This window comes from Micromonospora sp. NBC_00858, from assembly GCF_045207365.1.
Taxonomy (GTDB): domain Bacteria; phylum Actinomycetota; class Actinomycetes; order Mycobacteriales; family Micromonosporaceae; genus Micromonospora.
On record NZ_CP108828.1, the window covers coordinates 7072972 to 7091752 of the forward strand.

Sequence of the window (18781 nt, forward strand, 5' to 3'; positions counted from 1 at the left end):
GTGACCGGCGCGGACCTGCTGCTGCTCGCCCTCGGTGCGGTGGCGGTCGGCTCCGGCGTACTGGTGGTGACCACCAAACACCTGGTCCGTGCCGGGCTCTACCTGGTGGTCTGCCTGGGCGCGCTGGCCGGCGACTATCTGGTGCTCAGCGCCGAGTTGGTGGCCTGGGTGCAGGTGCTGATCTACGTGGGCGCGGTGGTGGTGCTGCTGCTGTTCGCGGTGATGTTGACCCGGGCGCCGATCGGCGCCTCCGACGACCTGGACCGGCCCGGCTGGCCGGCCGCGCTGATCGGTGGCGGTGCCGGGCTGGGGCTGACCGTCCTGCTCGTCGACGCGTACCGGTGGAGCACGGTGACGCTGCCCGGGGCGGGCACCGCCGAGCGGCTGGGGGAGCAGATCTTCCGGTCCTGGGTGCTGCCGTTCGAGGTGCTGTCGGTGTTGCTGCTGTCCGCACTGGTGGGTGCGGTGGTGCTGTCCCGGCCCGATATCGGCCGGCCCGGCCCCGGCTCGGACGGCACAGCCGAGCCGGGCGAGGTCGACGTGGAGACCGGGGGCCGACGGTGAGGCCGGTCATCCCGTACGTCACCGCCGCGCTGCTGTTCGGCCTCGGCGTCTACGGGGTGCTGCGCCGGCGCAACGCGGTGCTGGTGCTGATGGCGGTCGAGTTGATGCTCAACGCGGTGAACCTGATCCTGGTCACCGCGGACACCACCGCGCGTTCCGTGCTGCCGCACTCCGGTCAGGTCTTCGCGCTCTTCGTCATCGTCCTCGCCGCCGCCGAGATCGGGGTGGGGCTGGCGATCGTCCTCCAGCTCTACCGGCTACGGGCCACCGTGGCGGTGGACGAGGTGCCGTTGACCGAGCCCGCCGAGTCGCCACGGACCGCCGGCAGCACACCGCCGGTCGCCGCTAGCGCCGGCCAGCACCCGGAGGTGGGCCGGTGACCGGGTTGCTGGGGGCGCTGCTGCCCGCCGTACCGCTGGTCGCCGGGCTGCTCGGCCTGCTGCTGCCGCCGGCCCCGCGCCATCCCACCGCTGGCGCGGGGAGCGGTGACCGGGCCCGACGGGTGGCCGTCGCGCTCGGTGTGACCGGCGCTGCCGGCGCGCTGGCGCTGGCCGTCGCGCTGCTGGTCACGGTCGACGAACCGGGGGAGACGTCGACCACCTGGGTCGACATCGGTGGGTTGACGGTGACCCTGGGGGTCCGGTTGGACGGCGCCGCCGCGCTGGTCGCGGTGGCGGTCACCGCGGTCGCCCTGGCCGTGCAGGTCTACTCGATCGGCTACCTGCGGCGCGGTCCGCACGATGACGTCGACGTCGACCACCGCTATCCGCCGTACGCCGCGCAGATCAGTCTCTTCACCGCCGCGATGCTGCTGGTGGTCGTCGCCGGCGACCTGATCATGCTGCTGGTCGGCTGGGAGGTGATGGGCCTCTGCTCGTACCTGCTCATCGCCCACGACCGCCGGCTGCCCGGCGCGCCCGCCGCCGCGATGAAGGCGTTCCTGGTGACCCGGGTCGGTGACGTCGGTTTCCTGCTCGGCATCGCACTGCTCGGCGTGTCCACGGGCAGCTTCCGGATCGCCGACGTGCTCGCCCACGACCACTCCGGTGCGACCCTGACCGCCGCCGGTCTGCTGCTGCTGGCCGGGGCGGCCGGCAAGAGCGCGCAGTTCCCGCTGCACACCTGGCTGCCGGACGCGATGGCCGGCCCGACGCCGATCTCCGCGCTGATCCACGCCGCGACGATGGTGGCTGCCGGGGTGTACGCGGTCGCCCGCCTCTACCCGCTGTTCACGGCCGCGCCGGTGACGCTGACCGTGCTCGGGGTGATCGGCGCGATCACCCTGCTGCTCGGTGCCCTCGCGGCCACCGCACAGGACGACATCAAGCGGGTCCTGGCCTGGTCGACCGTCTCCCAACTGGGCTACATGACCGGCGCGTTGGCGGTCGGCTCGCCGTCGGCGGCGCTGTTCCATCTGCTCACCCACGCCGCTTTCAAGGCGCTGCTGTTCCTCGCCGCCGGTGCGGTGATTCACGCGGTGGGCACCACGTTGATGTCGGAGATGGGCGGACTGCGTCGCAGCATGCCGGTGACCTTCTGGTGCACGGTGGTGGGCCTGGGCGCGCTGGCCGGGGTGCCGCCGCTGGCCGGCTTCTGGAGCAAGGACGGCGTGCTGACCGTTGCCGAGGCGGCCGCCCGGGAGGGCACCGGCCCGGCGCCGTCCTGGGTGGGCTGGTTGGTCTGGCTGGCCGGGCTTGTCGGCGTCGCGATCACCGCCTGGTACGCCGGCCGGCTACTGCTGCGGACCTTCTTCGGCACTCCCCGGCTGCCGCTGGTCCAGCCGCACGACCCGCCGGCGCTGCTCCGCTGGCCGGTGTTGCTCTTGGCCGTGCCGGCCGCGTTGCTCGGCCTGGCCGGGTTCGTCGGGGCATTCGCCGACCGGCTGCGGTTCCCCACCGTGCCGGTGGCGGGCGCCGAGGACGGCCTGGTCCACCTCGGGCCGGGGCTGCTGCTGCCGCTGGCGCTGCTGCTGGTCGGCGCGGGGCTGGTGGTGCTGGGCTGGCGCCGCGACCGGGCCGCCGACCCGGCGTCCGCGATGGGTCCGCTGCGGCCGGTCTTCGCCCGCGCGTTCCGGCTCGACGACGTCCAGCACGCCCTGGTCGTACGCCCCGTCCGCGCACTCGCCCGGGTCGCGCGCACCGGCGACGAGGTGGTCGTGGACGGGGCGGTCGAGGGCAGCGGCCGGGCCGCGTCCGCTCTGGGTGCCGGGCTGGCCGCCCTGCACCGGGCGGCGCTGCCCCGTGCCGCCGCCGGGGTGCTGGCCGGCGCGCTGCTGATCGGGCTGGCCGCCGCACTGATCGGAGGGACCCGATGAGCTTCGGGCAGGTGCTGCTGGTGGCCGTACTGGCGGTGCCGGCACTCGGTGCGGTCGCGGTGGCCGCGACGCCCCGGGACCGGGCTGCCCGGCTGGTCGGCACGGTCGCGGCGGCGCTGACCCTGCTGGCCGCGGTGCCGCTGGTGTTCGGCGACCGGAGTTGGTTCGCGTGGTCGGCCGGCGCGCCGGCCGTGCGCCCCTGGCACGAGCTGGACCTGCCCTGGGTGCCCGGCCTGGAGCTGCGCTTCCACCTGGGCGTCGACGGCATCTCCTGGCCGCTGGTGGTGCTGACCGCGCTGCTCACCCTGCTCTGCTGCGGCTACTCGCTGTGGCGGGTGCCGGAGGGCGGCAGCGGCCGGACGCTGGTGGCGTTGCTGCTGGTGGTCGAGGTGGGCATCCTGGGCACCTTCCTCGCCCTGGACCTGGTGCTGTTCTTCCTCTTCTTCGAGGTCGTCCTGCTGCCGATGTACGCGATCATCGCCGGCTGGGGTGGCGCTGACCGGCGTCGGGCGGCCCGCAAGTTCGCGCTCTACACCCTGCTCGGCTCGGTGCTGCTGCTGGTCGGCGTGTACGTCGTGGTCGCCGCCGCCGGCACCGCCGACATGGTGGCGCTGACCGGTGGTGGCGGGCTGTCCCGAGGCACCCAGCTCGCGGCGTTCACCCTGCTCGCGCTCGCGTTCGCGGTGAAGAGCCCGCTCTGGCCGCTGCACTCCTGGCTGCCCGACGCGCACACGCAGGCCCCCACGGTCGGCAGTGTCGTGCTGGCCGGGGTGCTGCTCAAGATGGGCACCTACGGCCTGATCCGGGTGGCGGTGGGAGTGGCGCCGGAGGGCGCCCGCTGGGCGGCGCCGGTGCTCGGCGTGCTGGCCGTCGCCGCCATCCTGGTCGGCTCGCTGGTCTGTCTGGCGCAGGACGAGGTCAAGCGGCTGATCGCGTACTCCAGTGTGGGTCACATGGGCTTCGTGCTGCTGGGCGTCGCCACGCTGACCACCACCGGCATCCAGGCGGCACTGATCGGCAACGTCGCGCACGGGGTGATCACCGGTCTGCTGTTCTTCCTGGCCGGTGCGGTGAAGGACCGTACTGGCACGGGCAGCCTCGCCGAGCTGTCCGGGCTGCGGGAGACCGCGCCCCGGCTGGCCGGTCTGCTCGCGTTCGCGGCGATCGCGTCGCTCGGCCTGCCCGGGTTGGCCGGCTTCTGGGGGGAGGCGTTCGCGGTGATCGCAGCGGTCCAGGTGGGCGGCCCGCTCTGGACCACCCTCGGGGTGCTGGCCGCGGTCGGCGGCGCGCTCACCGCTGCGTACTTCCTGCGGCTGTTGCGCCAGGTCACCCACGGTCGGCCGAGCACCGCCGTCGGCCGGGTCGGCCCCGCGCTGGCCGGTGCGGAGCTGACCGCGTGGGTGCCGCTGGTCCTGCTCGCCCTGGCCATCGGGCTGGCCCCGGCGCTCGTTCTCGGCGTCGCCGAGGCCCCGGTCGACGCCCTCGTGGGGGTGGTCTTCCCGTGAACGCGGTGCAGAGCGTGGACAGCGTGGCGCTGCTGCCGGCCTACCTGGCCGCCGGTACCGCCGTGCTCGTGCTGATCACCGACCTGCTGCTGGCCCGGCCGCGGGCCACGATCGTGGTGGCCGCGCTCGGTGCGCTCGGCACCGCCGTCGGCGCCGCCGTGGTGGGCGCGGGTGGGGAGCGACAGACGTTTTGCGTCGGCGCCGACTGCTCCTGGATCTTCGGCGGTCGAGCGGCCCTGGTCGGCGCGGTGGTGGCGCTGCTCACGCTGGGCGTGCTCGGGCTGTCCGTGCCCGCGCTGCGGGCGGGGCGGTCGCCGGTGGGGGAGTACTGCTTCCTGCTCGCCTGCTCGATGACCGGCGGCGTGGTGCTCGGCGCGGCCGGCGACCTGATCACCCTGATCGTCGCCCTGGAGACGCTGACCCTGCCGCTGTACGTACTGGTCGGCCTGCGTCGGGGGAGCCTGGCCAGTGCCGAGGCGGCGGTCACCTTCTTCGTGGTCAGTGTGGTGGCCACCACAGTGACGCTGCTCGGTGCCGCGCTGCTGTACGCGGTGACCGGCGGGCTGCACCTGGACCGGCTCGGCGCGCTGCTCGCCGAGCGGCCGGAGCTGCGCGACCTGCCGCTGACCACCGCAGCGGTGGCGCTGGTGCTGGTCGGGCTGGCCTTCAAGGTGGCGGCGGTGCCGTTCCACGCCTGGGCGCCGGCCACCTACGACGGAGCACCGTTGCCGGTGGCCGCCTACCTGTCCACGGCGTCCAAGCTGGGCGGGGTGGTCGCGCTGCTCGCTGTGGTGCAGCGGGCACTGCCGGCCGATCAGACCGGTCCGGTGCTCGCCCTGCTCGCGGTGCTCACCATGACCGTCGGCAACCTGGTCGCCCTGCGTCAGCGGCGTACCGTCCGGCTGCTGGCCTGGTCCTCGGTCGCGCAGGCCGGCTACATCCTCGCCCCGCTGGGCGCGTTGGCGCTGGCCGCCGGCCGCACGGGTGAGGCACGCGACGCCGCGTACGCCGCCGCGGTGGCGTACACCGTCTTCTTTGTGGTCCTGGAGCTGGCCGCGTTCGCCGCGGTGACCGCGCTGCGCCCGGCGGGTGCGGACGGCGGCACTCTGGACGACCTGCGCGGGGCGGCCCGCCGGCACCCGTGGCGGGGCGCCGCGCTCGGCCTCGCGCTGGTCGGACTGGCCGGTCTGCCACCCGGGCTGGCGGGACTGTTCGCGAAGGTGACCGTGGTCCGGGCGCTGCTGGACGGCGGCGCCGCCTGGCTGGCGCTGGTGGTGGCGGTGAACGCGGTGATCGGCCTGGCGTACTACCTGCGGGTGACCGCCACACTGTGGGCGCCGACGGCGACGCCCGCACCGGCCTCGACGCTCCCAGGCGGCGCGGCGGCCGTACCCGTGGTGGGCGTGGTGGCCGTGGTGCTGGCGGTGGCCACGGTGGCCACCGTGGTGCTTGGTGTCGCGCCGCAACTGGTGCTCGACCTGGCCGCCCGCTGACCCGACCGCCTCGCTCCGGGCGGCCCGTTCCCGCAGGTCTCAGTCATTTCTCAGCGTTGAGACGGATGGTTGGCGGGTACGGAGTTGTTACACCGGTCAGCGGATCCCGGCGATCCGTGCACCGAAGGAGTGATTGTGCACCACAACCGTCTGAAGACCGCCGCGCTGCTCGGCCTGCTCACCTCGCTGATCCTCGTGGTGGGCTACTGGTTCGGCGGCAGTGGCGGACTGTTCATCGCCGTCCTCGTGTCTCTGGTCATGAACGGCGTTTCCTACTTCTACTCCGACAAGCTCGCGCTGCGCTCGATGCGGGCGCAACCGGTCACCGAGGCACAGTTCCCCGAGCTGTACCGGATGGTGCGGGAGTTGGCGGCCGAGGCCCGGCAGCCGATGCCGCGCCTCTACGTCAGCCCGACCGCGCAGCCCAACGCGTTCGCCACGGGTCGTAACCCGCAGCACGCGGCGGTCTGTGTGACCCAGGGCATCACCGAGATCCTCGACTACCGCGAACTGCGCGGTGTGATCGGGCACGAGCTGTCACACGTCTACAACCGGGACATCCTCATCTCCAGCGTGGCGGCCGGCCTGGCCAGCATCATCACCCTGCTGGCGAACCTCGCCTTCTTCATCCCGCTGGGCGGCGGGGACGACGAGGATCGGCCGAACCCGGCTGTGCTGCTGCTCACCCTGATCCTGGGCCCGATCGCGGCCAGCGTCATCCAGTTGGCGATCAGCCGGAGCCGTGAGTTCCAGGCGGACGCCTCGGGTGCCGAGTTGAGCCGTGACCCGCTGGCTCTGGCCAGTGCCCTGCGCAAGATCGATGCGGTGGCCCGGCGTCGGCCGTTGCCGGCCCAGGGCCAGCTCACCAGCACCGCGCACCTCATGATCGCCAACCCGTTCAAGGGTGGCGGCATGGCCACGCTCTTCGCCACCCACCCGAAGATGGAGGACCGGGTCGCCCGGCTGGAGCAGATGGCCGCCAACGCGGGCCCGGTGCAGTTCCAGCGCTGACCTGCTGATTCCGCCTCCGCCCGTACCCGGTCGCATCCGAGTACGGGCGGAGTGCTGTGTCGGCCGCGATACGATATCCGGTTCTGCCCGCTAAGCACCCGGCGTTAGGGTCTAAAGGGCTCACGCTCATTACATTCTCGGGAGGTTCACGGTGGCCGCACTGCGCCAGTATCTGGGTGTCTGGCGGATCCCGGGGGCGCCGATGCTGCTGGTCACCGGCATCATCGGGCGGCTCGGGATCGGCATGACGCCGCTGGCGCTGCTGCTGGTGGTCGAGCAGGTGACCGGGCGGTACGCGCTCGCTGCGGTGGCGGGCGGGATCTACGCGATCGCCGGTGCCGTGCTCAGCCCGGTGGCCGGGCGGATCGCCGACCGGGTCGGCCCGAGCCCGGTCCTGCTGGTCACCGCCGTGGCCCACCCGCTGGCGCTCACCGGCCTGCTGCTGGCCAGCCGGTCGGGCGATGACGCCCTTCCCGCCATCTACCTGGCCGCCGGTGTCGCCGGTGCCACCTATCCACCGCTCACCGCCGCCATCCGTGGCGCGTGGAACGACCTGACCGGCCCCGCCTCCGGCCGGTACCCCCTGCGCAACACCGCGCTGGCCGCGGAGACCTCATTGTTCGAGATCGTCTTCGTGATCGGCCCCCTGCTCGTCGCCGGCTTCGTGCTGCTCGCCGACGCGGCGGCCGCGCTGATCGGGGCGGCCGTGGTCACCCTGGTCGGCACCACCGCCGTGGCCCTCGGCCGGGTGATGCGCGGCTGGCGTCCGCACCCGCGCGAGCACCACGCCCGGGGGCTGGGCCCGCTGCGGGTCTCCGGCTTCCCGGCCCTGCTGGTCTGTGTGGCCAGCCTCGGCATCGCGTTCGGCGCCGCGGGCGTGATCGTCCCGGCGTACGCCGGTGACTACACCGTCGACGACCCGGAGAGCCTGGCCGGGATCCTGCTGGCGGTCTGGGGGATCGGTAGTGCGGCCGGCGGGCTCTGGTTCGGTGTCCGCAGGCCGTCGCCGAACATGACCCGGCAGTTCGCCATGCTGCTCGCTGCGGTGGCCGGCAGTTTCGTGGTGTTCGCGGTGATGCCCACACCGTTGGCGCTGGGTGCCGCGCTGGTCGTCGGCGGGGCCACCATCGCGCCCGCGCTGACCCTGGAGAACACCCTGGTCGGTCGGATCGCGCCGGCCGGAATGCTGAACGAGGCGTACACCTGGGTGGTCACCATGTCGGTGGCGGCGAGCGCTGCCGGCGGCGCGGTGGCCGGCCTGATCGTGGACAACGCCGGCGGCGTGCCGTGGGCATTCCTGTTCGCCGGGGCGGCGGTCGCCGTCGGGGCCGCGGTCGCCGCGCTGCCCGCCGGGCCCATCGCCCGCGCGGAAATCTCGACGGTACGCACCGACGAACCCGTCACAGTCTGAACCGGTACGGCGCGGCTGGGCCGGACCAGCCACCCGCCGGACGCGGCGACCCGGCTTCCTGGCGCGTCGCCCCTAGCCGGGGTCTCGGCGGGATCGGGCGGTGGTCGCATCGACCGGCGGTGGGTCCGGGAACGGCAGGGGGCAGCAGGAACTGCCGGCGCACGCGATCAGGTCGTCGCAGCCGGCGGAGATCGCCGCCCGCAGGGAGTCTCGGACAGCCGTCAGGTCGGCCAGCCGCTGCTCCACCTCGGCCAGCTTGGCCGTGGCCCGCGCCGGTAGGCCGACACCGCGGTCGTTTCGGCGCCGCTCGGCGTCGAGCAGCTCGGCAACCTCGCCGAGGGTGAAGCCGAGACGCTGCGCCGTCTTGATGATCCGCAGCCGGGTGACCGACTCCGCCGGGTACAGCCGGTGTCCGCCGGGGGACCGCCGCGGTGCGGCGAGCAGGCCGCGACGTTCGTAGTAGCGCAGCGTCTGCGGGTTCACCCCCGCCGCGCCGGCCAGTTGTCCGCTCCGCAGCCACGCCCCGGCCGCCCCCGGTGCGCCGCCCGGCCGCACCCGCTCGGCCAGGCCGTCGAGGACGCCGACGTGCGAGGCCGGAACCTGTACGTCCACGGTCACCGCGTCCGGGCCGGTGCGGGTGACGCCGAAGGTGAAGAACGAACAGCACGCCGATTCGCGCGCGGTCAGGTCCCGGGCGCCGCGCTCGGCCTCCGCCGTGCCGACCAGGTGCAGCCGCAGCCGCTGCGCGGACGGCCGCTCGATTCGAAGAACCGCCTCGGCGAAGAACCGGTCGAACTCGGCGAGGCGGAGAGGCAGCTCGGCCGTGGGCAGGCGGCAGGAGTCGGGGACCCACGTGTCGTCCGCCGCTGGGTTTCGGTCGCTCACCACCTGACGGTAAGCCCGTACCCGGGTACCGGATGCAACCCCGCAGTCGGTTGAGTCACCTGCCGCGCCCAATCTGGGCGGGGTCAGCGCGGGCCCGGACCGCCGGGTGCGGGGCCGGGCCCGGATGTGGAGGCTCTAGTAGCGGGCGGTCAGTGCACCGTCGATCGCGAGGGCCGCACCGTTGATGAACGCGGACTCGTCGCTGAGGAGGAACGCCGTGAAGGCGGCGACCTCGTCCTCCCCGGCTGCTCTGCCGCTCGGCTGCTGGCTGAGGAGGTCGTTCGCGGCATCCGGGTTGGCCGCAGTGAAGTTGCGCCAGAGCGGGGTGTCCACCAGGCCCGTCACCAGGGCGTTGACCCGCACGCCCTGCTTGGCGACGTCGAGCGCCGCGGAGCGGGTGAGGCCCACGACGCCGTGCTTGGCGGCCGAGTACGCGACAGCCGTCGGATCGCCGGCCACACCGACCACGGAGGCGTTGTTGACGACGGAGCCGCCCCCGCTGGCCAGGATCGCCGGAAGCTCGTGCTTGAGGCTGTAGAAGACGCTGGTCAGGTTGAGGGCGATGGTGCGATCCCAGGTCGACGCCGCACTGTCCCGGATCGTTCCCTGGATGTTGCCGCCGCCCGCGTTGTTGAAGGCGGCGTGCAGGCCCCCGAACTCCCTGACCGTGACGTCGACCAGGTTGGCGACCTCCTCCTCGACCGTGACATCCGTCGGGACGAAGAGGACCTTGCCTCCGTCGGCCGTGATCTCCGCAGCGGTCGCCTCTCCGCGTGCCTTGTCACGTGCCCCGATCACGACGGTTGCCCCCTCGGAGGCGGCGCGCCTGGCAAACGCCGAACCCATGCCGGAGGTCCCTCCGGTAACGATGACGACCTTGGACTGCAGGCGGTTCATGCTCGCTCCACTAGTTGCGCAGTGCGGCCACGCGATCGCGGGCCAGCCGCAACGGTAGGGTTATCTGGAACGACTGCCAAAGAATTGTCGCCGTAGTCACCCATGCCTCGCGCGGCCCGCCGCTGCTGGGGTGTTCGGCGAGGCTGTTCCGGCCAGCGAAGGGGGATTCGGATACTTTGTTGATCGTTACATAATTTACGGGTCGCATGAGATGCCCGCGGGGGCGGACCGAGGAAAGTCCTGCGGGTGGCGAGTGAGGGCGCCACCCGGTCTTACCGCACGCAGACGGTTAGAAGGTGAAGTCCGAGGGCGCGCCCTCACCCACGCGGCCGTCCACTGCCTCACGGAGGATGTCGGCGTGGCCGGTGTGGCGTGCGTACTCCTCAACCATGTCCAACAACATGTCCCGGACGGTGGGGGTGCGGCCGTCCGGCCAGGTGAAGGACGCTGGTCCGTCCAGCCCGCGCTCCTTGATGACGTCAGCAACGAGCTCGCGCGACCGCTCGACAGCGTCTCGCCACACCGCGTAGACATCTTCCGGCGAGTCCAGCGCCCCGGTGCGCCATTCCCAGTCAGGGTCGGCGTCGAAATCCACGGCGTCCCACGGGGCTCCGTAGTCCTGTCCGGCGAGTTTGACGGCCAGCCAGTCCGCCTCGACCAGGGCCACATGCTTGACGAGGCCGCCGAGCGTCATCGCACTGGCGGCGGTGGTCGCGCGCAGACCCTTCTCGTCCAGCCCCGACGTCTTCCAGGCGAAGGTCCGCCGGTTGCGCTCGAGGACTGACAGCAGGGACTCGGCCTCGGTGGGAGCTGCTGATGGGGAAGGCTGGGGAACCGTCTCGCTCATGACCGGGGAGCATAGCCAGAACTCTCATCGACCACTCACCGGTAAAAAGCGGACAGATTAGCCTCGGGACGTGGCGTCCGGCTAAATGATCTTTCTAGCCGGGCCCCAGTATTCCCCTGCTGTCCTACCTGTAGTTATTGAACTGGAGGGCGACGCCGAAGTCCTCGCCCTTGAGCAGCGAGATGACCGCCTGGAGGTCGTCCCTCTTCTTGCCGGTGACCCGCAGCTGGTCGCCCTGGATCTGAGCCTGCACACCCTTGGGGCCCTCGTCGCGGATCTTCTTGCTGATCGCCTTGGCCTTGTCCGTCTCGATGCCCTGGATCACCTTGCAGTCGATCTTGAAGATCTTGCCGGACGGGCGCGGGTCGCCGGCGTCCAGCGACTTCAGCGAGATGTTCCGCTTGACCAGCTTCTCCTTGAACACGTCCAGCGCGGCGCGTACCCGCTCCTCGGTCTCTGCCTGAAGGCCGATCGCCTCCTCACCCGACCAGGAGATCTCCGCACCGGTGCCGCGGAAGTCGAACCGCGTCGCGAGTTCCTTCTCCGCCTGGCGGAGGGCGTTGTCGACCTCCTGGCGGTCAACCTTGCTCACGATGTCAAACGACGGGTTCGCTGCCATGCTTCTACTCCTGCTGTCCGGAGGTCTGGGCCTGCCGTCGGCCACCGACCAGCGGCACGACCCCCTGACCGTACCCGGTTGCGACGGGGGTGGGGTGAGCCGCTATCCTTGCTTCCGCCGCCGCGTTGCGACGCGGTGGGGTGCCCTGGCGGGTTGCCCGAGCGGCCAATGGGAGCGGACTGTAAATCCGTCGCGAAAGCTTCGAAGGTTCGAATCCTTCACCCGCCACCAGGCAACGGCAAGGCCCTTGACCTGCGGAAACGCTAGTCAGGGGCCTTCGTCGTCTCCTGCCGTTGTTGACCGCCGTTGCTCCTGATCGACCGACCGATCGGGCACGTATCGGGCACGCGAGGGGACTGGCGTCATAAGCGAGTTTGATGAGCTGGTGCTCACGATCGCGCGGCACCTTGAACTCGACTGGCAGTACGTCGAGCGTGTCGAGGCGTGGAACGCAGAGCGGATCGCCGAGGTTCGCTCGGCTGGCCGTAGAGCTGGGCGCCGGCTCGGCTACAAGATCGCTACCTTCCAGTCTGACGCGGACGATGAGGGCCGCGTCGTCGTGATCGTTGCCGTGCGGGAGGCGCCGGACGCCGAGGACGATCGCCGAATGACGGACAGGGGGATGCTGCTCATGAATGACCTCTGGTCGAAGGCTGCTACCGGGCGACGACCGCGAGTCATAGCACCGTCAGTTTGGAAGGACGAAGATCACCGCCCCGAGATGCCCGAAACGCCTGCTGGCGCTAGGGGAGTGGGTCACGACTCGTGCCCGCTGGTGCCCGTCGGGGACACCGACTACTGGCACGTGGCTGGCATGCCGCGACCGCCTGATCCGTAGCCTCGGCGAGCCTGTCCAAGACGGTCCGTCCTCGGCGTCCGTGGCTGGCCCTGCTCCTGTGGGTGTCTCCGTCCGTACTCGGTGGTCCGAGGCTGTTGCTGTCAACGGTTGCTGTCAGCTATCGCTCCCGGTCCCGGCACCTGCAGCGGTTGATAACGCCGGGGTAGGCGTCTACTCGCCCATCGAGCCGCTGTACCAGGAGATGGTCGTCTTCGTGCCAGATCGTTTCGCCAGGATGCACGAGGACCGGTCGGTCCAGTACGAAGTGGCGCCAACGATCGATCAGCGTGAGGCGGTCGGCCTGTTCCCGCAACCCTGTCCCCTCCTCTTGGCTGTGCTCTTGCTCAGCAGCATCGGCCAGCCGATAGGCGAGCTGCAACAGGTGGCCTGGCGGGTCGTGACAGAGCTCCTGGGCAGATCGCGGCGACCTGAGAATTATGAGATCAAGATGGGCGGCCCGGCGAGCTGCCCGGATGGCCTTCTAGCAGCGGAGATACCTCTCGGCACCTCTCACCACTCCCCCGCTGTCCGTCGCCCTCTTGCGGACTAGATGCGGACTGAGCCGCCTGGACTCACCCCCTGGGACTCATAGGCTCGTCTGGTGGTGTCGATGGTTGAGACGGCGGGGCTTGTTGTCGTCGTCGCGATTCTGCTGACCCTCCTGGTGCTCATGGTGATCAGTCTGTTCAGGCCACGAGACTCCCGGTCCGACGACGGGCCGCTTGACCACATGCATCACCCTCCGCCGGATGGGGGCGCGGGTGGCGGTGGAGACTAGTTTCAAGCTGTCCGCGGAACCCAGACCGTCAGTTTGGAAGGACGAAGATCACCGCCCCGGGATGCCCGAAACGCCTGCTCGTGGCTGGGGACTGGACCACGGCTCGTGCCCACTCGTGCCCGTTCGGGGCGCCGGCTACTGGCACATGGCTGGCACGCCGCCATCTGATCCGTAGATTCCCAAAAGGTGTCAATGCCGTCCGAGGCCGTCCGCCTGCTCCTGGTCCTCAGGCGCTCGGCAGCTCGATCGGTCCCGTCCCGTCCGGTCCAGTCCGCCCCGATGGCTCCCACGCGTGGCTCCCAGACTGTCAGCTTGGGAATCGCACAAGATCGGTTCGGGGCACTACGTTCTGCCTGGTCGACATGACCTCGAGCGGCCTGAAATGCCCTCCGTTGACACCGGCTTGTGGCCCGTGGATGGCCCAGCCCCGACCGTGGAGGTGGCCGGAGGCCACCCCGTAGGAGTGGCCCCCGGCACCGGCGATTCAGTTGGGTTGATCGGCCCAGGCGGTATCGAGGATTACCTGGTACGAGCTGATCCGTACCGGCGAGAGGGTCAGCAGCTCGTGGGCGAGCAGTTCCCCAGTGTTCGGGTGGAAGATCAGAAGGGACTGCTGGTTGTGCTCGCGGTCGTCGAAGGTGATGGCTACACCCTTGCGGCCGGCCCGATCGGTCACCTGGCCCCGCCACAGGAAACCGGGCACATCGGCAAGGCCCCGCAGGATCTCAGCTCGCGTCTGGCGCGGAACGACATATCGCCCGTACACCGTGCTGACTCCCTTGCTGACGGCGCCCGCGCCGTACCTGACCTTGAGCAGGTCGTTCATCTGGGCTCGACCCGACGGCAGCGGTGCGAGGTCCTCCGGTGGCAGCGGCATGTCGTCGGGCGCGGGCGTTCCGGAGGCGGAAGCCTTGGACTTGAGGTTCCGCTGCCAGTACTCCCGGGACTCCTGGTCCGGATACTGCGGCTCAAGCTGGGTCCTGACCTGCTTACCGGTCCCGTCGGCCGCCTGCCAGACCTTGGTCTCGTCGGCGAAAGCGACATGGTGGCGACCGTCGGCGGACGTCATCACCGGGTCGCCCCACGTCTTCGTGTGGTGGTACATGTACCGGCCGGTGCGGTTGTCGTACTCCGCATCGACAAGCCTGCTCGCCAACGCGCGCAGCTCGCTCCCCGCATCACGGGTGACAGAGCCGTACGCCACCGGCACGAGCACCACCCCCGGATCCGCCCCGGGCGGACCGGCGATCCCCGAGGTGTCCGGGCTGGACGGGCCGAACGTCTGGACGATTGCCGCGGCGCCGACCGCTACGGTCAGCGCCCCGGCGGTCAGAACCAGCCTGCGCGTCGGGCGTGCCCGGCGGTGATGGGCGGCCGGCTCGGCGACAGCCTCCGCGCGGACGATCAGATCGTGTGCCGACAGCCGGGGCGGTGCGATCGTGCTGTGCCGGGCCGGGTCAGCCGGACCGAGGAGGGTACGCGTTCGCTCTTCTCCGAACATCACATGGCCTTTCGAGGACTCGCCAACACCGGCTGCTGCGCCGGCGGTACAACTCGGTGCGACATGGCTTCGTTGAGGCGCCTACGGGCGCGGTGCAGACGCACGGCAGCGGTGGTGCGGGTACAGCCGAGGACCTGAGCGGCCTCGGAAACTGTCAGTTCCTCCCAACCGACCAGCCGGAGGATCTCCTGGTCGAGGTCGGCGAGGGTGGCTAGAGCGGCGTGGAGATCGGTGACGCCCACTGTCGCGTCGGCGCCGGACGAGCCCGGCTTCTGCAGAAGGCCGGCGTCGGCAATCGGTAGCACCTCCGGCGCAGCTCTCCGAGTTCGCCACTCGTTCGCCAGCAGGCGACGGGCCACCCCGTACAGCCAGGGCAGGCTGCGGTTCGGAACCTCGCGGCGACGCCGCCAGGCGACGACGAACACCTCCTGGGCTAGTTCAGCCGCCGCGTCCAGATTGCCGAGCCGACGCTGGCCGTACTTCACCACGTGTGGGTAATCGGCCGCGTAGACGCTGGTGAACCAATCCTCATTGCGTTCTCCCGGTGGACCCATCCAAGACTCCCGCCTGGTTGACGAACGTTCACCCTGGCTTGTGTCATCTCCAGCCCAATGATTACCGCCAACCACCTGCCAGAGCCGCACGCCGCGATAAAGCTGCCTCCGGCTGCAACGGCTCCGCCAGGTGGAACGTCGACGCTCCCACACGCTCAGGTCTGCTTCCAATGCCTGCGGCTCAAGTCCCCTGCGACTCAAGCGGATCTCCTCGTCGGGCAGTCGTAGACCGTCCAGCCTCCCCGGACGGGGACCAGGTGGAGCGCCCTACCGGCCGAACGACCTGGTCCCCGTCCGGGGAGGCTGGTAGCCCTTGTGGTGCCTGGCGAGGCGAGCCGCGGCGGCATCTCTGAGGAGGGCCGGGGTTCGGGGCGGAGCCCCGAGGTCTTCGTGGTCCTGGTCGTCCGTCAGCGTGGCCGGCCGGCCCGGCCGATGCCGGCCGGAGGTCGCCAGCAGGCCGGGGCCGGGCCGGCGCGGCCCGCTTGCGGGCCGCCTCGAAGTACCGATTTGACCGGGCGGTAGAGCGGGCGGGCCTGACTGACCTGATTCCGCACGATCTTCGGGCGACGCACGGGAGCTGGGTGGCTGATTCTCATGGCGTCCTGGTCGCCGCCCGCAGGCTGGGTCACTCCAACGCCAGCGTCACGACTCGCCACTACGCCCGAGCAGTCGACGGCCGGGACGCCGAGGTAGCCGCCTTCCTCGACCGGGCACGAAAGGCCGAAGATCATTCCGGAGGGGCACGCAACGGGCACGCGGGGGAGCCCAGGTCGGCCAGCCGGAGAGAAAAGCGGCCCTGACCTGCGCGAACATTCATTGACAACCTTGATAACGGGCAAAACTGTAAATCCGTCGCGAAAGCTTCAGAGGTTCGAATCCTCTACCCGCCACCAGGTGCAGAGACGGCCCCGTGAGCTGCGGAAACGCGCTCCGGGGTCTTTCTCGTGGAGTCCACGGGCGTCCAGCCCGATCTAGGCGTCAGCTCGTGATGGGTGCCGTTGAACCCTCGGTCTGACGGCGCTGCACGACCTGGAAGCCGGGCTCGCCGGTCAGGTCCGCGTCAAGCCGCCATCCCAGCCGCGGCTCCTGCCCACCGACGCCGCCCGCGATGTACGTCGCGCCGCGCGCAGGCCGGCTGTGCAATAGACCGAAGGCCAGTTCCGCCTCAGTGCGGCCAATGGCGACTGCCACCGTGACCGGCGCACTTTCCACGACAGAAGTCAGTCGGACCCGAGCACGAATTCGCGTTTCGGTACGCCGGTCGCCGGGCCGCTGCGAGACTGGGCGCGTGCCAGCCCCGCCGGCGCCCCGGCGTCGGCCGACCCGATCCGGCAGGTGGAGAACATGTCGAACGACAACGAAATCCGTCCCTTCCGGCTCGACATACCGGAAGAAGCGCTTGCCGACATGCGTCGCCGGATCGCGGCCACCCGCTGGCCCAGCCGCGAGCTGGTCACCGATCGCTCTCAGGGCGTGCAGCTGGCGACGGTCCAGGAGCTGGCCCGCTACTGGACGACCGATCACGACTGGCGCGCGTTCGAGGCGAAGCTGAACGCCCTGCCGCAGTACACGACCAATATCAACGGCGTGGAGATCCACTTCATCCACGTGCGGTCGCAGCACGAGAACGCCCTGCCGCTGATCATGACGCACGGCTGGCCGGGCTCGGTCGTCGAGCTGCTCGGGGTGATCGGCCCGCTCACCGACCCGACCGCGCACGGCGGTACCTCCGAGGACGCGTTCCATCTGGTGCTGCCGTCCTTGCCGGGCTACGGCTTCTCGGGCGAGCCGACCGAGCTCGGCTGGGAGAACGGCCGCATCGCACAAGCGTGGGCGGAGCTGATGGCCCGCCTCGGCTACACGCGCTACGTCGCCCAGGGGGGTGACGTGGGTGCCGCCGTCACGGACGCGATGGGCCGCCAAGCACCCGATGGGCTGCTCGGCATCCACGTCAACCTGCTCGCCGGGGCGATCGGTATCAAGGACCAACTGCCGGCGAAGTCCGAGCAGGAACGCGCGGCGCACGACGCGCTCAACCTGTTCATGATGGACGGCTTCGGTTACTTCCTGGAGCAGTCCACCCGGCCACAGACGATCGGCTACTCCCTGCTGGATTCACCCGTCGGGCTGGCGGCCTGGATGTTCGACCACGACACCGACAGCTACTACAAGATCTCCCGCGCGCTCGTCGACGGCAAGCCGGTGGGCGGTCTCACCCGGGACACCATCGTCGACAACGTCACGCTGTACTGGCTGACGGGCACTGGCGCCTCGTCCGCCCGGTGGTACTGGGAATTCGGACGGTTCCTGGCCGCAGCCGGTGCGTCCGGCCAGGCTCCTCCGCCGGTCTCGGTTCCGGTTGGCTTCACGACGTTCCCCGAGGAGATCTGGGCTGCCCCGCGCAGCTGGGTCGAGACGGTCTACCCCGACCCCGCGTACTTCAACGAGGCCGACCGCGGCGGCCACTTCGCCGCCTGGGAGGAGCCGGAGCTCTTCTCCGCCGAGGTGCGGGCCGCGTTCCGGCCGCTGCGGTAGTCCTGAGCCCGCTCTGGTTCGCGCCTGACCCTCCTGGTCAGTCCTATGGAGGTCACAGGCGAGGGCTGCGAAGTCAGCGCGTGGCACTCGGGTTCCTCACCGGGCGCTTGCCGCCTGCGGCATCAATCCCGTGACGCCCGTCGCGCATGATCTTGAAAGCGGTCGCAGCCGCCACGGCGCCGACGTGGTCGTGTTCGCCAGCGACGGCGGCGGCCTGCAGTACGGGCTGGCTATGCCGGCCGGATCACCGGTCTATCGCCTCCCGCCGGGCCTCGTCCTCACCGGCATCTACACCTCAGGGGAACCCGCACTTTGACGTGGCGGCTCCGGACCTGTCCACCTTCCTCGACCGCCTGCTCCAGGCCGTGAGGACGTTCGCCGCTTCGGGTACGCCACCCAGCTTGTGATCCTTCATCCCAGTGAACGGGTGGGCGGATGCCGGAACACCTGACAGGCAACCCGCAGCCGTCGATCAGCTGTTCTCGCCGGTGGTGTCGCCGACCAGGCGCCGCGCTTCGGCGATGACGTCCGCGTCGATGTCCACGGTCGCGGTACTGGTGCACAGATTCCCGTCATGGACGGCGTCCACGTACTCGTACGCGTTGTCGAGGGCCATCAACTCGGCTGCCCGGGGAGTGCCCTCGTACGTGATGAAGCTGTACGCCCAGGACGTGAGATCGCGAGGCGCGATGGTCTCTGCGAGTAGTCGCCGAGCCATGATCCGAAGCGCTTCCTCCGCACCCTCGCGACTGCCCTCCTGGTGGTAGGTCAGGGAGTGCTCCGCCAGAGCGACGTCGAGCCATCGCCGCAACTCGTCACTCTCGTTGCCCTTCACGGGCGAGATGCCGGCGAGGATCCGGAGGGTCGGGCTGTCCATGCCTGCCGTGAGGCAGTCGCAGGCGGCCTCGATCACCTGGGCTGCACTGCCCGACCCGATACTCCAGAAGACGGCGGCGCCCTGGAGGCGAGCGAGCGCATCGTGACCAGGCACCCGTACATGATCTGCCGGCGCGTCCCCACCGTCGCCGA

The 18781-nt window shown here is 70.7% G+C and carries 19 protein-coding genes and 1 tRNA gene; 12 read left to right on the plus strand and 8 right to left on the minus strand.

All coding sequences use genetic code 11. From position 1 onward, the window contains the following. The 7 genes from OG990_RS32940 to OG990_RS32970 all read left to right on the plus strand — a co-directional run bounded on the left by OG990_RS32940 (position 1) and on the right by OG990_RS32970 (position 8298). Positions 1-564: an NADH-quinone oxidoreductase subunit J gene (locus tag OG990_RS32940; protein WP_406078230.1), complete on the plus strand. Its 564-nt coding sequence runs from the start codon at positions 1-3 to the stop codon at positions 562-564. Further along, on the plus strand, positions 561-944 hold the full coding sequence (nuoK, locus tag OG990_RS32945; RefSeq protein WP_406078231.1) for an NADH-quinone oxidoreductase subunit NuoK: 384 nt from the start codon (positions 561-563) through the stop codon (positions 942-944). The genes OG990_RS32940 and nuoK overlap by 4 nt, the downstream gene beginning before the upstream one ends. Continuing rightward, positions 941-2878 (plus strand): NADH-quinone oxidoreductase subunit L, encoded by a 1938-nt coding sequence (locus OG990_RS32950; RefSeq protein ID WP_406078232.1) that lies wholly within the window; start codon positions 941-943, stop codon positions 2876-2878. The genes nuoK and OG990_RS32950 overlap by 4 nt, the downstream gene beginning before the upstream one ends. Next, a complete protein-coding gene (locus OG990_RS32955) occupies positions 2875-4383 on the plus strand; it encodes a NuoM family protein (protein WP_406078233.1) in 1509 nt (502 codons plus the stop codon). Before OG990_RS32950 ends, OG990_RS32955 begins: the two co-directional genes overlap by 4 nt. Next, entirely contained in the window at positions 4380-5876 is a 1497-nt protein-coding gene (locus OG990_RS32960) for an NADH-quinone oxidoreductase subunit N (protein WP_406078234.1), read from the plus strand. Before OG990_RS32955 ends, OG990_RS32960 begins: the two co-directional genes overlap by 4 nt. A 135-nt stretch (positions 5877-6011) precedes the next feature. Next, positions 6012-6887: a zinc metalloprotease HtpX gene (htpX, locus tag OG990_RS32965; RefSeq protein WP_328420603.1), complete on the plus strand. Its 876-nt coding sequence runs from the start codon at positions 6012-6014 to the stop codon at positions 6885-6887. Positions 6888-7038: 151 nt separating this feature from the next. Next, the gene (locus OG990_RS32970) at positions 7039-8298 is read left to right on the plus strand and encodes an MFS transporter (RefSeq protein WP_328420601.1); all 1260 of its coding nucleotides are present in this window, start codon (positions 7039-7041) and stop codon (positions 8296-8298) included. A gap of 72 nt (positions 8299-8370) precedes the next feature. Here OG990_RS32970 and OG990_RS32975 read toward each other — a convergent pair whose 3' ends face one another. The 4 genes from OG990_RS32975 to OG990_RS32990 form a co-directional block, all read right to left on the minus strand. Next, a complete protein-coding gene (locus OG990_RS32975; protein WP_406078235.1) occupies positions 8371-9183 on the minus strand; it encodes a MerR family transcriptional regulator in 813 nt (270 codons plus the stop codon). Between the two features lie 135 nt (positions 9184-9318). After that, positions 9319-10080 carry an SDR family NAD(P)-dependent oxidoreductase gene (locus OG990_RS32980; RefSeq protein WP_406078236.1) on the minus strand — a complete coding sequence of 254 codons (762 nt, stop codon included), beginning with the start codon at positions 10078-10080 and terminating at the stop codon, positions 9319-9321. A 289-nt stretch (positions 10081-10369) separates the two neighbouring features. Next, complete coding sequence (locus OG990_RS32985) at positions 10370-10927, minus strand: DinB family protein (protein WP_406078237.1); 558 nt, start codon at positions 10925-10927, stop codon at positions 10370-10372. 124 nt (positions 10928-11051) lie between these two features. Then, positions 11052-11546, minus strand: a complete 495-nt coding sequence (locus OG990_RS32990; protein ID WP_328420594.1) for a YajQ family cyclic di-GMP-binding protein — start codon at positions 11544-11546, stop codon at positions 11052-11054. A gap of 147 nt (positions 11547-11693) precedes the next feature. Between OG990_RS32990 and OG990_RS32995 the strand changes: the two genes are divergently transcribed. Together OG990_RS32995 and OG990_RS33000 are read left to right on the plus strand one after the other, a co-directional pair. After that, positions 11694-11777 (plus strand) — tRNA-Tyr (locus tag OG990_RS32995). A gap of 154 nt (positions 11778-11931) precedes the next feature. Then, the gene (locus OG990_RS33000) at positions 11932-12384 is read left to right on the plus strand and encodes a hypothetical protein (RefSeq protein WP_406078238.1); all 453 of its coding nucleotides are present in this window, start codon (positions 11932-11934) and stop codon (positions 12382-12384) included. A 1262-nt stretch (positions 12385-13646) separates the two neighbouring features. Here OG990_RS33000 and OG990_RS33005 read toward each other — a convergent pair. Further along, positions 13647-14663 (minus strand): CU044_5270 family protein, encoded by a 1017-nt coding sequence (locus OG990_RS33005; RefSeq protein ID WP_406078239.1) that lies wholly within the window; start codon positions 14661-14663, stop codon positions 13647-13649. Continuing rightward, complete coding sequence (locus OG990_RS33010; protein WP_406078240.1) at positions 14663-15217, minus strand: RNA polymerase sigma factor; 555 nt, start codon at positions 15215-15217, stop codon at positions 14663-14665. The genes OG990_RS33005 and OG990_RS33010 overlap by 1 nt, the downstream gene beginning before the upstream one ends. 482 nt (positions 15218-15699) lie before the next feature. On the opposite strand from OG990_RS33010, the gene OG990_RS33015 reads away from it, so the two are divergent. Continuing rightward, positions 15700-16017, plus strand: coding sequence for a tyrosine-type recombinase/integrase (locus OG990_RS33015; RefSeq protein WP_406078241.1), 318 nt, complete (start codon positions 15700-15702; stop codon positions 16015-16017). 178 nt (positions 16018-16195) lie between these two features. Here OG990_RS33015 and OG990_RS33020 read toward each other — a convergent pair whose 3' ends face one another. Beyond that, entirely contained in the window at positions 16196-16429 is a 234-nt protein-coding gene (locus OG990_RS33020) for a hypothetical protein (RefSeq protein ID WP_328420586.1), read from the minus strand. 132 nt (positions 16430-16561) lie between these two features. On the opposite strand from OG990_RS33020, the gene OG990_RS33025 reads away from it, so the two are divergent. Both OG990_RS33025 and OG990_RS33030 read left to right on the plus strand, forming a co-directional pair. Continuing rightward, entirely contained in the window at positions 16562-17752 is a 1191-nt protein-coding gene (locus tag OG990_RS33025; RefSeq protein ID WP_328420584.1) for an epoxide hydrolase family protein, read from the plus strand. A 130-nt stretch (positions 17753-17882) separates the two neighbouring features. Beyond that, complete coding sequence (locus OG990_RS33030) at positions 17883-18068, plus strand: hypothetical protein (RefSeq protein ID WP_406078243.1); 186 nt, start codon at positions 17883-17885, stop codon at positions 18066-18068. A 156-nt stretch (positions 18069-18224) separates the two neighbouring features. Here the strand turns inward: OG990_RS33030 and OG990_RS33035 are convergent, their stop codons facing one another. Then, entirely contained in the window at positions 18225-18743 is a 519-nt protein-coding gene (locus tag OG990_RS33035; protein ID WP_328420579.1) for a hypothetical protein, read from the minus strand. Between the last annotated feature and the right edge of the window lie 38 nt (positions 18744-18781).

What these genes read in the sequence shown, in the direction of transcription:
- OG990_RS32985 (WP_406078237.1), bottom strand. Translation starts at nt 10,927, where the DNA reads ATGAGCGAGACGGTTCCCCAGCCTTCCCCATCAGCAGCTCCCACCGAG.
- OG990_RS32980 (WP_406078236.1), bottom strand. Translation starts at nt 10,080, where the DNA reads ATGAACCGCCTGCAGTCCAAGGTCGTCATCGTTACCGGAGGGACCTCC.
- OG990_RS33010 (WP_406078240.1), bottom strand. Translation starts at nt 15,217, where the DNA reads ATGGGTCCACCGGGAGAACGCAATGAGGATTGGTTCACCAGCGTCTAC.
- OG990_RS32990 (WP_328420594.1), bottom strand. Translation starts at nt 11,546, where the DNA reads ATGGCAGCGAACCCGTCGTTTGACATCGTGAGCAAGGTTGACCGCCAG.
- OG990_RS32955 (WP_406078233.1), top strand. Translation starts at nt 2,875, where the DNA reads ATGAGCTTCGGGCAGGTGCTGCTGGTGGCCGTACTGGCGGTGCCGGCA.
- OG990_RS33025 (WP_328420584.1), top strand. Translation starts at nt 16,562, where the DNA reads ATGTCGAACGACAACGAAATCCGTCCCTTCCGGCTCGACATACCGGAA.
- OG990_RS33005 (WP_406078239.1), bottom strand. Translation starts at nt 14,663, where the DNA reads ATGTTCGGAGAAGAGCGAACGCGTACCCTCCTCGGTCCGGCTGACCCG.